Origin of the sequence: Pseudomonas viridiflava (assembly GCF_003702045.1) — a bacterium.
Lineage (GTDB): Bacteria > Pseudomonadota > Gammaproteobacteria > Pseudomonadales > Pseudomonadaceae > Aquipseudomonas > Aquipseudomonas viridiflava_C.
Genome location: NZ_RBTP01000031.1, coordinates 190646 through 203579 on the forward strand (window position 1 = coordinate 190646; position 12934 = coordinate 203579).

Sequence of the window (12934 nt, forward strand, 5' to 3'; positions counted from 1 at the left end):
GATTAATTCACCATCAGGCCGGGTGACTCATGGGTTTTGACCATCCATGCCTCAAAGGCAGCAGCGTTCAGTGGTCTGCTGATCAAGTAGCCTTGCGCGGTGTCGCAGTGCCAACGACGCAGCAAATCAAGGCTGTGCTGATACTCAACCCCCTCTGCCACCACCTTGAGCCCCAGGTTGTGGCTCATTTCAATGGTCGAACGCACAATTACCGCGTCCTCACTCGTTTCGTCCAGATTGCGCACGAAGGACTGGTCGATCTTCAGTTCCTGTACCGGCAGACGCTTGAGGTGCGCCAGCGACGAGTAGCCGGTGCCGAAGTCATCAATGGACAGGCTGATGCCGCATTCACGCAGACGATGCAGCACCACCAGCGCTTTTTCCGGCTCGCTCATGACCGCACTTTCGGTTATCTCGAAGAGCAACTGCTCGGCGGGCACGCCGTACTTTTTCAGCAACTGCACCACGAACTCGACCAGATCACTGCCGAGCAGGTCGTCGGCGGAAATATTCACCGACACCTGCAGGACCAGACCACGCTTGCGCCATTCAGCCAACTGACGCATGGCCTCTTCAATAACCCAGTTGGTCAGCAGATGGATGCTGCCGGTGCGTTCGGCCAGCACAATGAATTCGGCGGGCGACACATTGCCGAACTGCGGATGACTCCAGCGCAACAGCGCTTCGGCCTGAAGCACCGTGCCTTGGCGGATATCCAGTTTGGGCTGGTAATGCAGCATCAGCTCGCCATTCTGCGGCGCTTTGCGCAGGTCGCGAATCAAGCTGATCTGGCGCTGGTGCGCCAAGTCGCTGCCGTCCTGGTAGATCTGCAAACGCCCCGGCAGGAACGCCGCGTCCTTACGGGCGATCGCCGCACGGTTAACCAGCTCCTGAGCCGAATTGCCGTTTTCCGGATAGACCGTGATGCCGACGCAGCACTCTAGGGAAATGTCGTGATTGTCGACACGCTGCGGCTCAATGAGCAGTCGCTGCAGGGAGTCCGCCGTCGCGACCGCGCCGTCACTGGTGGTGTGATCCAGCAGTATCAAAAACTCATTAGCCGACAGCCGTGCAACGGTGTCGCCTGCCCGCAGTGTGCTCTGCAAGCGCTGCCCGACCTCACGCAACAGTTGTTCTACGCCTTCCGCGCCGGAGCTTTCGTTGATCGCCGCGAGGTTCTCGATGCTCAGATACAGCAGTGCCACCGGACGTTCGGCGGAGATGGCACTGCCCAGACGCTCCATCACCAGCGCCCGATTCGGCAGGCCGGTGAGGTTGTCGTGCAGCGCGTTGTGCGCCAGTTGCCCTTCACGAACAGCGATGCCGTGCTGCATGGTATTGATCGCGTCGGCGAGCATGCCCAGCTCATCGGTACGGGCCATCTTGACCGGCGTCTCGTAATCACCATCACCGATGCGCTGAGCGGCTATCGCCAGCTCTCGCACGGGCAGGGAAACACTGCGTGCCAGGGCCAGCGTACCAATGAGCGAGGCCAGCAGCGCTGCCATTGAAATCCAGAAGATTTTTTCATCCAGCGGTGCAAAGGCCTGCAACGCTTTGTCCAGCGGGCTTTGCAGCAAGGCGATCACTTGCCCGTCGCCCGCGTTGCCCGTGTTGGCGAGCATCAGCGTCTGGCTGAGGAAATTCAGGTTCGACTGCTCAGTGACCCGCATCTGCCCACCGGAAGAGCTGCGCATCAAATCGATCAGACCGGCATGCAGGGCTTCGGGCTGGGTACTGATCAGGCTGCCTGCCTTGCCGTCTTCCACCGTTAGAAACGACACTTCCAGACCGCTGAGCGAGCGCAGCTCTTCGGCGATGTCGCTGTCGATGGTAAAGCCCATCACCACGCGACCGATGGGCAACGGCGCCAGCACGGTACTCTCGACCAGCAAGTGGGGCGTTCCGCCGCCCGGCACAATCAGCACCGATTGGCCGCTACGTTTGGCGGCACGCAACGCCTGGTCGTAAACGAACTTGCTACCTTCAGGCACTTGGGGCTCGGTACTGGCGATGACCACACCGTCCATGCCGAGCAGGAACATGTCGCTGGCGTTGATGCGCTTGCCGTGGTTCAGCAGTACCGAGCGAATCGTGGACGAATCGGAGCTGGCGACGGCATCGCGGAAACCGAAGTCGGAGGACAACAATTGCACCGCATCGCGCAGCCGTTTACCGCGCAGGTCAATCAGACGTTCGAACACCCGGCTGCCGACTTCCAGTTGCGCCTGAGCCTGCGTGCGAACGGCATCGCCGGTCGCCACTTTGACGGCTAAAGAGACCGCAAAGACTACGATCAGCAGCAGGGCAATCAAGACCCCGGCGATACGCGCCTGGAAGCTGACTTTAAGATTCATTCATGCGCTGCCTTGTGGAAGGCGTCGCCAAAGCCGCTGGTCGCCGGTTTGGCAGGCTTGTCGTCGGTCACCGCAGGCACTACCGGGAGCGTGAAACGTTGAGTGAGGCCAGCGGCCGGAATATCGAACTCGCCGCCTGAAACCGGCTGCATGTCTTCGATCTGCGGGTGCCAGAGCGTGGCTTGATAATGGCCGGCCGGCATCTGATCAAGCTTGAGCTGGCCGTTGCTGTCGGTCACGCCGAACCAGGGCTCGTCGGTGACGTAGATGTAGCCCACCATCCAGTCATGAATATTGCAGCCCAGTACCACGACGCCCGGCTTGTCGAACAGCAACGGCTCGGACGGCGTGCCCTCATAGAGACGCAGTTCAAAGCGCTTGGCCGGAGAAAAGGAATACACCTGATGACGGATGTTATCGCTGTTCGGAAACTTCACCTGCGTGTTGGTATGAACAGCCAGCACATGGGGCGCGAACTCCTGATCGCGCTGGTCCATCGCCGCCTTGAGCGGTGCTGGCGTCGCATCAGGCGGACCTTTGAGGGTCACAACGGCGTTTGCCAGGGGCTTGCCCTGCTTGTCGAGCATTTGCGCTGTGAAGGTCGCCGCCGAGGCATTGGCCGCCGACACCATCCATAGCCCGGCCATTACTGCTGAAATAAATACGTTGGTCATAACCGGATCAACCCGCAACGGCAGTGCCACAAAGAAAAAGCTGGCACTGGCGACAACTTAAAGGTTCGGCGGACCGCTGAAACAAGCGGTTTCATCGCCACTACTCACACTATCGACCAAAGCCATTGAAACCTGAGGCCCCGTGCCCCATCTAAGAGCCATGTTCAACTTCTCAGGTGCCCCATGAGCGACCAGCAGACAGACTCGCCAGATTTGCCGAATGATGCAGCCGAGCACGATGTGTCGCTGAGCTCCGATAGCACCTCGCTTGCCCTGCCCGGCCAGAACCTGCCGGACAAGGTCTACATCATCCCGATCCATAACCGTCCGTTCTTCCCGGCGCAGGTACTGCCAGTCATCGTCAATGAAGAGCCGTGGGCCGAGACACTGGAGCTGGTCAGCAAGTCTGAACACCACTCCCTCGCCCTGTTTTTCATGGACACGCCGCAGGAAGATCCGCGCCATTTCAATACTGGCGCACTGCCCGAGTATGGCACTCTGGTGAAAGTTCACCACGCCAGCCGTGAAAATGGTCGTTTGCAGTTCGTGGCGCAGGGTCTGAGCCGCGTTCGTATCCGCACCTGGCTCAAGCACCATCGCCCGCCGTACCTGGTGGAAGTCGAATACCCGCAGCAGCCCAATGAGCCCACCGATGAGGTCAAGGCCTACGGCATGGCGCTGATCAACGCGATCAAGGAACTGTTGCCGCTCAACCCGCTGTACAGCGAAGAGCTGAAAAACTATCTGAATCGCTTCAGCCCCAACGATCCGTCGCCGTTGACCGATTTTGCGGCCGCACTCACCTCCGCTACCGGCGTCGAGCTGCAACAGGTGCTCGACTGCGTGCCCATGCTTAAGCGCATGGAGAAAGTGCTGCCGATGCTGCGCAAGGAGGTCGAAGTCGCACGCTTGCAGAAAGAGATCTCCGCCGAGGTCAATCGCAAGATCGGCGAGCATCAGCGTCAGTTCTTTCTCAAGGAACAGCTCAAGGTCATTCAGCAGGAGCTGGGGCTTAGCAAGGACGATCGCAGTGCGGACATCGAGCAGTTCGAGCAACGCCTGGAAGGCAAGACCCTGACGCCTCAGGCGCGCAAGAAAATCGATGAAGAAATCGGCAAACTCAAAGTGCTGGAAACCGGCTCGCCCGAGTACGCCGTCACACGCAACTATCTGGACTGGGCAAGCTCCCTGCCGTGGGGCGTCTACGGGGCGGACAAGCTGGACCTCAAGCACGCTCGCAAGGTACTCGATCAGCACCATGCCGGGCTCGATGACATCAAGGCGCGCATTCTCGAATTTCTTGCGGTCGGTGCCTACAAAGGCGAAATCAGCGGTTCGATCGTATTGCTCGTCGGGCCGCCCGGGGTGGGCAAGACCAGTGTCGGACGCTCGATCGCCGAGTCCCTGGGTCGGCCGTTCTACCGCCTGAGCGTGGGCGGCATGCGCGACGAAGCCGAGATCAAGGGCCATCGCCGCACGTACATCGGCGCCCAGCCAGGCAAGCTGGTGCAGGCGCTCAAGGATGTGGAAGTGATGAACCCGGTCATCATGCTCGATGAAATCGACAAGATGGGCCAGAGCTACCAAGGCGACCCGGCGTCGGCGCTGCTGGAAACCCTGGACCCGGAACAGAACGTCGAATTCCTCGATCACTATCTGGACCTGCGTCTGGACCTGTCCAAAGTCCTGTTCGTCTGCACCGCCAACACCCTGGACTCCATCCCCGGCCCGTTGCTGGACCGGATGGAAGTGATTCGCCTGTCGGGCTATATCACCGAAGAAAAGCTCGCCATCGCCAAGCGCCATTTGTGGCCCAAGCAACTGGCCAAAGCAGGCGTTGCCAAGAACAAGCTGACCATCAGCGACAGCGCACTGCGCGCGGTCATCGAAGGGTATGCCCGTGAAGCTGGGGTGCGGCATCTGGAGAAACAGCTCGGCAAACTGGTGCGCAAGGCGGTCGTCAAACTGCTGGACACGCCTGACTCGGTGATCAAGATCGGCCCGAAAGACCTGGAAGCATCGCTGGGCATGCCGGTATTCCGCAGCGAACAGGTGTTGTCAGGCACCGGTGTCATCACCGGCCTGGCATGGACCAGCATGGGCGGCGCAACCCTGCCGATCGAAGCGACCCGCATCCACACCCTGAACCGCGGCTTCAAGCTGACGGGCCAGTTGGGTGACGTGATGAAGGAGTCAGCTGAGATCGCTTACAGCTACGTCAGCTCCAACCTGTCGAAATTTGGCGGTGATGCAAAGTTCTTCGACGAAGCGTTCGTGCATCTGCACGTGCCTGAAGGCGCGACGCCAAAGGACGGCCCGAGCGCGGGGGTCACAATGGCCAGCGCCCTGCTGTCCCTGGCCCGCAACCAGCCGCCGAAAAAAGGCGTGGCCATGACCGGCGAACTGACCCTGACCGGGCATGTTCTGCCGATTGGTGGCGTGCGGGAAAAGGTGATTGCAGCGCGTCGTCAGAAGATCAACGAACTGATCTTGCCAGAGCCGAACCGGGGCAACTTCGAGGAGCTGCCTGATTACCTGAAGGAAGGCCTGACCGTGCACTTTGCCAAACGCTTTGCTGACGTGGCGAAAGTGTTGTTCTGAGGTGTAACGCCTACCCGTGGGGGTGAGCTGGCACAACCAGGAGGCAGGAGCGGACTTGTCCGCGAAAGCTGAAACAACCGACAGAGATGCAGCGGTTGAAAAAAAGCTTTCGCGGACGAGTCCGCTCCTACGTTCGGCATTGCGTACATTCAGCCAAGTCTGTTTACCCCTATGGGCGCAGAACAACCCGGATCACACCCGCCACACGCTCCCCTCCAAAACCCTGATCGGTTATCCTCCAGCATCGTCTTGCAAAACCGGACATTGCCATGACCCCAGTTCGCCTCCTCGCGCCTTTGAGCCTCGCCCTGCTGAGCGCCTGCGCGCAGACACCAAAAAATATCGTCTCCGTCGACAGCCAAAGTGAGTGCCCGTTGAGCCTGACAACCGGACAGACACTGATCCTGACCCTGCCCAGCAACCCGACCACCGGCTTTCGCTGGCTGACTCAGAACCCGGCGCAGGGCATCCTGCGCAGCCTCGGGCCTGAGGTATACGCCAACGGTGCAAACAAGGAGATGATCGGCAGCGGCGGCGAGTCGGTGTGGCGTTTCAAGGCCACTGAACCGGGCACCGGTCGCCTGCTGATGGTTTATCAACAGCCTTGGGCACCGGAAGTACCGCCCGAGCAAACATTCGATTGCTCGATCAAAGTGAACTGAAGTCTTTAAGCGATGAGCGCAGCGACTCATCCGAGAAGCTGCGCTGCACCATGCATCCCGGCAACAAGTTGGCTAGAATGCCCGCCTTTCAAAGCCTTCGCCGGAATCGCCGTGAGCAAAGAACCCGACCGCCTATTCGCCCAACCGCTGGCCCAAGTGCCTGATTTCGCCTTCAACGAAGACGTGGTGCGCGTATTCCCGGACATGATCAAGCGTTCAGTGCCCGGCTACCCGACCATCGTCGAGAACCTAGGCGTGCTGGCGGCCCAGTTTGCCCAACCTGACACGGTTCTGTACGACCTGGGCAGTTCGCTGGGCGCGGTCACTCAGGCATTGCGCCGCCACGTGCGCAACGAAGGCTGCCGGGTCATCGCCATCGACAATTCAACTGCGATGGTCGAACGCTGCCGCGAATACCTGAACGCCCAGAACTCGATGTTTCAGGAGTTGCTACCAGTGGAAGTCGTCGAGGGCGACATCCTGGGTCTCAGGTTCCAGCCAGCCTCGGTGGTTGCCCTGAACTTCACCCTGCAATTCATCGCGCCCGAGCAGCGCCTTGAACTGCTTGGGCGCATTCGGCAGTCCCTGGTGCCGGGCGGGGCGCTGATCCTGTCTGAAAAGCTGCGCTTCGATGACGAGCAGGAACACGCGCTGCTGACCGATCTGCACATTGCCTTCAAACGCGCCAATGGTTACAGCGATCTGGAGATTGCTCAGAAACGCAGCGCCATCGAGAACGTCATGAAACCCGACAGCCTCGAAGACCACCGCCAACGCCTGCTTGCCGCCGGATTTTCCAAGGTGGTGCCCTGGTTCCAATGCCTTAACTTTGCCTCGTTGATAGCCCTGCCATGATTGATCTCGCTCCCCTTGCCCGCCGCCTGGCCCGTACTCCACTCGCCGACTGGGCCAACAGCCTTCAGGCCCAGCTCGACACCAAGATGGCCAAAGGGCACGGCGATCTGCAGCGCTGGCAGAGCGCACTGGACGCCTTGCCAGCCCTGACGCCGAGCCGCATTGACCTGGCCGACAGTTTCACCCTGGAAACCGAATGCGACGGTGAGACACGCACGGTGCTGCGCAAGGCCTTGATGGGCCTCTCCCCGTGGCGCAAGGGTCCGTTCGATGTGTTCGGCGTACACATCGACACCGAATGGCGTTCGGACTGGAAATGGTCGCGGGTGTCGCCGCATCTGGATCTGACAGGCAAACGCGTGCTGGATGTGGGTTGCGGCAACGGCTACTACCAGTGGCGCATGCTGGGGGCCGGCGCTGACTGCGTGGTCGGCGTCGACCCCAACTGGCTGTTCTTCTGCCAGTTCCAGGCCATGCAACGCTACCTGCCCGACCTGCCCGCTTGGCACCTGCCTTTCGCACTGGAAGACCTGCCTGCCAATCTGGAAGGGTTCGACACAGTGTTTTCAATGGGTGTGCTGTATCACCGCAAATCGCCCATCGACCACCTGTTGGCGCTGAAAGACTGCCTGGTGAAAGGCGGCGAGCTGGTGATGGAAACGCTGGTGATACCCGGTGACGTCCATCAGGTGCTGGTGCCTGAAGATCGCTACGCACAGATGCGAAACGTCTGGTTCCTGCCGTCGGTTCCTGCGCTGGAGCTGTGGATGCGCCGCGCAGGTTTCACCGATGTGCGTTGTGTGGACGTCAGCCACACGGCTGTCGAGGAACAGCGCAGCACCGAGTGGATGCGCTATCAGTCGCTGGGCGACTTCCTCGACCCCGAAGACCACAGCAAAACCGTAGAAGGCCTGCCCGCGCCGATGCGGGCCGTGATCGTGGGGCGCAAGCCTTAGGCTTTCAGCGCTGAATCAAAAATCTGTAATACCTGATGACGAAACACTTTTGTGAGAGGCGCTACCACGTCTTAGACGTAGCGCTGTCGCGCAGCAAACACCGGTTCGTGGGAGCGGACTTGTCCGCGAAAAGGCAGGGTACATCCGCCCCAGATACGGTGGCTGAAATGCTGCATTCGCGGACAAGCCCGTTCCCACAAAATCGCGTTTATTCAGTAAGTTACGGGTTGTTTAATAAGAGCGGCTTGCCGGCGATTCAGTCGACGCGGTATGTCAGGAAAACAGCGTCATCGTTTATCGCCAGCAAGCCGTCTTCCACAGTCCGATGTTGACTGCGAGACACTGCCGTTTCAGAGATTAGCGTGCTGCCGCGACGATCAGCGCTTTCATCTCGGCCACCGCCGCCTTGAAACCCACGAACAACGCATGCGCCACCAGTGCGTGACCAATGTTCAGTTCGTTGATGCCTTTGATCGCCGCAATCGCTTCAACGTTGTGATAGTGCAGGCCATGTCCGGCGTTGACGATCAGGCCTTGGGCCAGGCCAAAGGTCACACCATCGGCGACCCGCTGCAGCTCTTCTGCCACTTCAGTCGGGGTTTGTGCGTCGGCGTAGCGGCCGGTATGCAGTTCGATGGCTGGCGCACCGACGCGCTTCGAGGCTGCAATCTGGCGCTCATCGGCGTCGATGAACAGCGAGACTTCACAGCCGATCTTCGACAGCCGCTCGACCGCGGCCTTGATGCGCGCCTCCTGACCGGCGACATCCAGACCACCCTCGGTCGTCAACTCCTGACGCGTCTCCGGCACCAGACACACATGGCCCGGGCGAATCCGCTCGGCAAACGCAAGCATCTCTTCGGTGACGCCCATTTCAAAGTTCATGCGGGTCTGCAACACATCCTTGAGCAGCAACACGTCGCGCTCCTGGATATGGCGACGGTCTTCGCGCAGGTGAACCGTGATGCCGTCGGCACCCGCCTCTTCAGCGTCCAGCGCTGCCTTGACCGGATCCGGGTAACGCGTTCCGCGCGCCTGACGCAATGTGGCCACGTGATCGATGTTCACGCCAAGAAGGATGCGAGGGCTTTGAGTCACGGGAAGTCTCCAGAAATTAGATCGAAGCAGGCTGCAGAGCATAAAGCCTGATTACGGCTTGCGAAACAGTTCACGGCTGACTAATGGACGACCGCCCAGATGGACCGCCAACGCCTGACGCATCAGACGCTTGGCTGCGGACAATGCACCGGGGGCGCTCCAGTCCGCTTCGGCCATCGCCAACAGCTCCACGCCCTGAAACAGGCCGGGCTGCAGCAGGTAAACCCGCTCCAGCCCGGCGTCGACCTGTAAGCGGTACATGCCGTCTGTGGCCAGAGGATCGCCATTGATGTCGGTGTCCAGCGCAAAGCCGTAGCCGAGATCGTCCAGCAGACGCCATTCGAAAGAACGCAGCAGCGGCTCAAGCGCCCGTCCTTCGGCGAGGGCGGCCAGGGTGGCGGCGTAGTGATCGAACACGGCAGGATGCGGATCTTCAGAAGGCAGCAGGCGAATCAGCAGCTCGTTGAGGTACATGCCGCTGAATAACGCCTCGCCTGTCATCCAGGTGGCGACACCGGCGCTTTCCATTCGGCCGACGTTCTTCAGCTCGCCTCGTCCGCGAAATTCGACTTCGAGCGGCACGAAGGGCCTTGCCAGCGAACCGGCTTTGCCCTTGGCGCTGCGCAGCACCGCTCGCAACCGGCCCCGAGGCGTGAGGAAATCGACCAACGCGCTGTTTTCACGGTACGCACGGCTGTGCAGCACATAAGCAGGTTGGCCGGTTGGCGTGCTCATCGGGCGGGCTCGAAAGAGAAAGTGTTCACCCGGCCGGGGCCGGGTGAAGAGACAGCCTAGAGGTCGCCGTAGCCCAGCGAGCGCAGCGCACGCTCATCGTCGGACCAGCCGCCCTTGACCTTGACCCAGAGGTTAAGCATCACCTTGGAATCGAACAGCAGCTCCATGTCGCGACGGGCATCGCTGCCGATGCGCTTGATGCGCTCGCCCTTGTCGCCAATGATGATTTTCTTCTGGCCGTCACGCTCGACGAGGATCAAGGCATGGATATGCAGAATGCGACCCTGCTGCTTGAACTCTTCGATTTCGACCGTGATCTGGTAGGGAAGCTCGGCACCCAACTGACGCATGATCTTCTCGCGAACCAGCTCGGCGGCCAGGAAGCGGCTACTGCGGTCGGTGATCTGGTCTTCCGGGAAAAAGTGATCGTTCTCCGGCAGATGGGAGGCGATCAGGCTTTCGAGCGCTTCGAGGTTGTGCCCGTGCTGCGCGGAGATCGGCATGATGGAGGCATTCGGCAACTGACCTTGCAGCCATTCCAGATGCGGCATCAGATCGCTCTTGTCTTCGATGCGATCGGTCTTGTTGATCGCCAGAATGACCGGACCCTGAACGTATTGGACACGCTCGAGCACCATCTGGTCTTCGTCGGTCCAGCGCGTACGGTCGACCACGAAGATCACTACGTCCACGTCTTTCAACGCCGCCGATGCAGTCTTATTCATGTAGCGGTTGAGCGCTTTCTCGCCATTCTTGTGCATGCCGGGGGTATCGACGTAGATCGCCTGCACGGCGCCCTCGGTCTTGATGCCCAGCATGTTGTGACGAGTGGTCTGCGGCTTGCGCGAAGTGATCGCCAGCTTCTGACCCAGAATATGGTTGAGCAGCGTGGACTTGCCTACGTTAGGGCGGCCGACGATGGCAACATAGCCACAGCGTGTTGCAGTTGTATCAGTCATGACCGTTCTCCACGCCAAGGGCAATGAGTGCTGCAGCTGCGGCTACCTGTTCGGCAATCCGGCGGCTGACACCCTGACCTCGACTTTTTTCATTCAGTAAGGTGATCTCGCATTCGACGAAAAACGTCCGGCAATGCGGCTCACCCTGGATATCCACCACTTCGTAACGCGGCAGGTCACAAGCCCGGGACTGCAGAAACTCCTGCAATCGGGTTTTCGGGTCCTTGTTGGTGTCTACCAGCGTCAGGCTGTCGAACTCGGTCGTCAACCACGCCAGCACACGCTCACGCGCTGCGTCCATGCCTGCATCGAGGTAGATCGCACCGATCAGCGCCTCAAGGGCATCGGCCAGAATGGATTCACGACGGAAACCGCCGCTCTTCAATTCGCCTGAGCCCAGACGCAGATACTCGCCCAGATCAAAACCACGTGCCAGCAGGGCCAGGGTTTCACCCTTCACCAGACGCGCCCGCAGACGTGACAACTGGCCTTCACGCGCCTGAGGGAAGCGCTCGAACAGCGCCTCGCCGGCCACGAAGTTGAGAATGGCATCGCCGAGGAATTCCAGACGCTCATTGTTGCGACCGGCAAAACTGCGGTGAGTCAGGGCCAGGATCATCAGTTCCTGATCCTTGAAGGTGTAGCCGAGCTGACGCTCAAGGCGGCTCAAGGATACGCTCACGGTTTGCCCACGCTCAGTTGCTTGTCGAACTTCATGACCACATCAATGTTCTGGATCAGTGGCTCACGTTGCTCGTAGTTCAAATGGGCGTTGAACGAATCGTTCTCCACCGTTACTTTTAAAGCCTTGTTCAAATCTATATCCCGGATGCTGTTGAGCTGCATGCTCTTTTCGACATAACTGTAAAAATCGTTGACCGTGGTGATATCCAGTCCCTTGTTGGTCTCGACCGCCTGGATGATTTTTTTCATCTCCATGTAATCGAGATAATGGGGAACGATCTTGAGCGCCGTGCTGATCGCAAAAGCGACCAGCGCCAGCGTCAGCAACCACCCCACCCAAGACATACCTTTTTGAGAAGCAGGGAACGTCATGTTCACTGTGAACCCTCCTGGATGGACTGTCTGGCGACCTGACCCGAACGCATGGGTCAGGGGCTCGCCGAAGCGGTCCAAAATGACAAACGGCGCTGCTCAGGCAGCGCCGCATGGGTTACTTGATCAACCCTACGCGTGAAAAATTAGGGAAGTGACTCAGCTTGGGTTCGGGCCAGCTCATCCAGACAGCGAAGGCCTTGCCGACGATGTTCTTGTCAGGAACCATGCCCAGCTCATCCTTGGGAATGTTGGGGTCATCCCAGTAACGGCTGTCGTTGGAGTTGTCGCGGTTGTCGCCCATCATGAAGTAATGCGCGGCAGGCACGGTCCACTCGGTGTCGGGCGGTGCACGGTAGCGGCTCATTTCCTGACGGATCTGGTGCTCGACGGTGCCCAGCTGTTCTTCATACAGTTCGGCGCTGCCCAGGGTGCCAGGCTCGGTGCCGATCAGCTTCTTGGCGACCAGCTCGCCGTTGACGAACAGACGCTTGTCGCTGGTGTACCGAATGCGGTCACCCGGCAACCCGATCACACGCTTGATGTAGTTGACGCTCGGGTCGCTCGGGTAGCGAAATACCATCACGTCGCCGCGCTGCGGGTCACCGATCTGGATCACTTTCTGGTCAAGTACGGGCAGACGAATGCCGTAGGAGAACTTGTTGACCAGGATGAAATCACCCACGTCCAGCGTCGGCTTCATGGAGCCCGACGGTATCTGGAAGGGTTCGACCAGAAACGAGCGCAGCACCAGAACGATAAACAACACCGGAAAGAACGATTTGCCATATTCAACCAGCAAAGGTTCCTTGTTCAGTCGCTCGACGACAGCAATGTCAGGCTCTGTGACGCTGCCCTGATAATTGGCAATGGCAACCCGGCGACGAGGCGCCAGGAAGACCAGATCAATCAGTGCAAGCACGCCACAGACGAAGACAGCGATGACCAACAACAGCGGGAAATTTAGTGACATAGGACCTG

General features: G+C 59.7%; 12 protein-coding genes. 4 read left to right on the forward strand and 8 right to left on the reverse strand.

The genetic code is table 11. The annotated features are described in order from the left end of the window. Nucleotides 1-2: 2 nt before the first annotated feature. Both ALP40_RS10825 and ALP40_RS10830 read right to left on the reverse strand, forming a co-directional pair. Nucleotides 3-2357 (reverse strand): EAL domain-containing protein, encoded by a 2355-nt coding sequence (locus ALP40_RS10825; protein WP_122208269.1) that lies wholly within the window; start codon nucleotides 2355-2357, stop codon nucleotides 3-5. Next, complete coding sequence (locus ALP40_RS10830) at nucleotides 2354-3031, reverse strand: methylamine utilization protein (protein WP_122208270.1); 678 nt, start codon at nucleotides 3029-3031, stop codon at nucleotides 2354-2356. Before ALP40_RS10830 ends, ALP40_RS10825 begins: the two co-directional genes overlap by 4 nt. A gap of 183 nt (nucleotides 3032-3214) precedes the next feature. On the opposite strand from ALP40_RS10830, the gene lon reads away from it, so the two are divergent. From lon to cmoB, 4 genes are all read left to right on the forward strand, one after another. Next, nucleotides 3215-5632, forward strand: a complete 2418-nt coding sequence (gene lon, locus ALP40_RS10835) for an endopeptidase La (protein WP_122208271.1) — start codon at nucleotides 3215-3217, stop codon at nucleotides 5630-5632. 269 nt (nucleotides 5633-5901) lie between these two features. Continuing rightward, nucleotides 5902-6294: a protease inhibitor I42 family protein gene (locus tag ALP40_RS10840; protein WP_122208272.1), complete on the forward strand. Its 393-nt coding sequence runs from the start codon at nucleotides 5902-5904 to the stop codon at nucleotides 6292-6294. A 111-nt stretch (nucleotides 6295-6405) separates the two neighbouring features. Continuing rightward, nucleotides 6406-7149 carry a carboxy-S-adenosyl-L-methionine synthase CmoA gene (gene cmoA, locus ALP40_RS10845; RefSeq protein WP_122208273.1) on the forward strand — a complete coding sequence of 248 codons (744 nt, stop codon included), beginning with the start codon at nucleotides 6406-6408 and terminating at the stop codon, nucleotides 7147-7149. Then, the gene (gene cmoB, locus ALP40_RS10850) at nucleotides 7146-8105 is read left to right on the forward strand and encodes a tRNA 5-methoxyuridine(34)/uridine 5-oxyacetic acid(34) synthase CmoB (RefSeq protein ID WP_122208274.1); all 960 of its coding nucleotides are present in this window, start codon (nucleotides 7146-7148) and stop codon (nucleotides 8103-8105) included. The genes cmoA and cmoB overlap by 4 nt, the downstream gene beginning before the upstream one ends. Before the next feature lie 357 nt (nucleotides 8106-8462). Here the strand turns inward: cmoB and pdxJ are convergent, their stop codons facing one another. From pdxJ to lepB, 6 genes are all read right to left on the reverse strand, one after another. Continuing rightward, nucleotides 8463-9203, reverse strand: coding sequence for a pyridoxine 5'-phosphate synthase (gene pdxJ / locus ALP40_RS10855; protein ID WP_122208275.1), 741 nt, complete (start codon nucleotides 9201-9203; stop codon nucleotides 8463-8465). A gap of 51 nt (nucleotides 9204-9254) precedes the next feature. Continuing rightward, the gene (gene recO / locus ALP40_RS10860) at nucleotides 9255-9938 is read right to left on the reverse strand and encodes a DNA repair protein RecO (RefSeq protein WP_122208276.1); all 684 of its coding nucleotides are present in this window, start codon (nucleotides 9936-9938) and stop codon (nucleotides 9255-9257) included. A 56-nt stretch (nucleotides 9939-9994) separates the two neighbouring features. After that, the gene (era, locus tag ALP40_RS10865) at nucleotides 9995-10897 is read right to left on the reverse strand and encodes a GTPase Era (protein ID WP_122208277.1); all 903 of its coding nucleotides are present in this window, start codon (nucleotides 10895-10897) and stop codon (nucleotides 9995-9997) included. After that, nucleotides 10890-11579 (reverse strand): ribonuclease III, encoded by a 690-nt coding sequence (gene rnc / locus ALP40_RS10870; protein ID WP_122208278.1) that lies wholly within the window; start codon nucleotides 11577-11579, stop codon nucleotides 10890-10892. The genes era and rnc overlap by 8 nt, the downstream gene beginning before the upstream one ends. Further along, nucleotides 11576-11953, reverse strand: coding sequence for a DUF4845 domain-containing protein (locus tag ALP40_RS10875; RefSeq protein ID WP_122208320.1), 378 nt, complete (start codon nucleotides 11951-11953; stop codon nucleotides 11576-11578). Before ALP40_RS10875 ends, rnc begins: the two co-directional genes overlap by 4 nt. Before the next feature lie 118 nt (nucleotides 11954-12071). After that, nucleotides 12072-12926: a signal peptidase I gene (gene lepB, locus ALP40_RS10880; protein ID WP_122208279.1), complete on the reverse strand. Its 855-nt coding sequence runs from the start codon at nucleotides 12924-12926 to the stop codon at nucleotides 12072-12074. Nucleotides 12927-12934: the final 8 nt, after the last annotated feature.

What these genes read in the sequence shown, in the direction of transcription:
- ALP40_RS10825 (WP_122208269.1), bottom strand. Translation starts at nt 2,357, where the DNA reads ATGAATCTTAAAGTCAGCTTCCAGGCGCGTATCGCCGGGGTCTTGATT.
- ALP40_RS10830 (WP_122208270.1), bottom strand. Translation starts at nt 3,031, where the DNA reads ATGACCAACGTATTTATTTCAGCAGTAATGGCCGGGCTATGGATGGTG.
- lon (WP_122208271.1), top strand. Translation starts at nt 3,215, where the DNA reads ATGAGCGACCAGCAGACAGACTCGCCAGATTTGCCGAATGATGCAGCC.
- ALP40_RS10840 (WP_122208272.1), top strand. Translation starts at nt 5,902, where the DNA reads ATGACCCCAGTTCGCCTCCTCGCGCCTTTGAGCCTCGCCCTGCTGAGC.
- cmoB (WP_122208274.1), top strand. Translation starts at nt 7,146, where the DNA reads ATGATTGATCTCGCTCCCCTTGCCCGCCGCCTGGCCCGTACTCCACTC.
- recO (WP_122208276.1), bottom strand. Translation starts at nt 9,938, where the DNA reads ATGAGCACGCCAACCGGCCAACCTGCTTATGTGCTGCACAGCCGTGCG.
- era (WP_122208277.1), bottom strand. Translation starts at nt 10,897, where the DNA reads ATGACTGATACAACTGCAACACGCTGTGGCTATGTTGCCATCGTCGGC.
- ALP40_RS10875 (WP_122208320.1), bottom strand. Translation starts at nt 11,953, where the DNA reads ATGACGTTCCCTGCTTCTCAAAAAGGTATGTCTTGGGTGGGGTGGTTG.
- lepB (WP_122208279.1), bottom strand. Translation starts at nt 12,926, where the DNA reads ATGTCACTAAATTTCCCGCTGTTGTTGGTCATCGCTGTCTTCGTCTGT.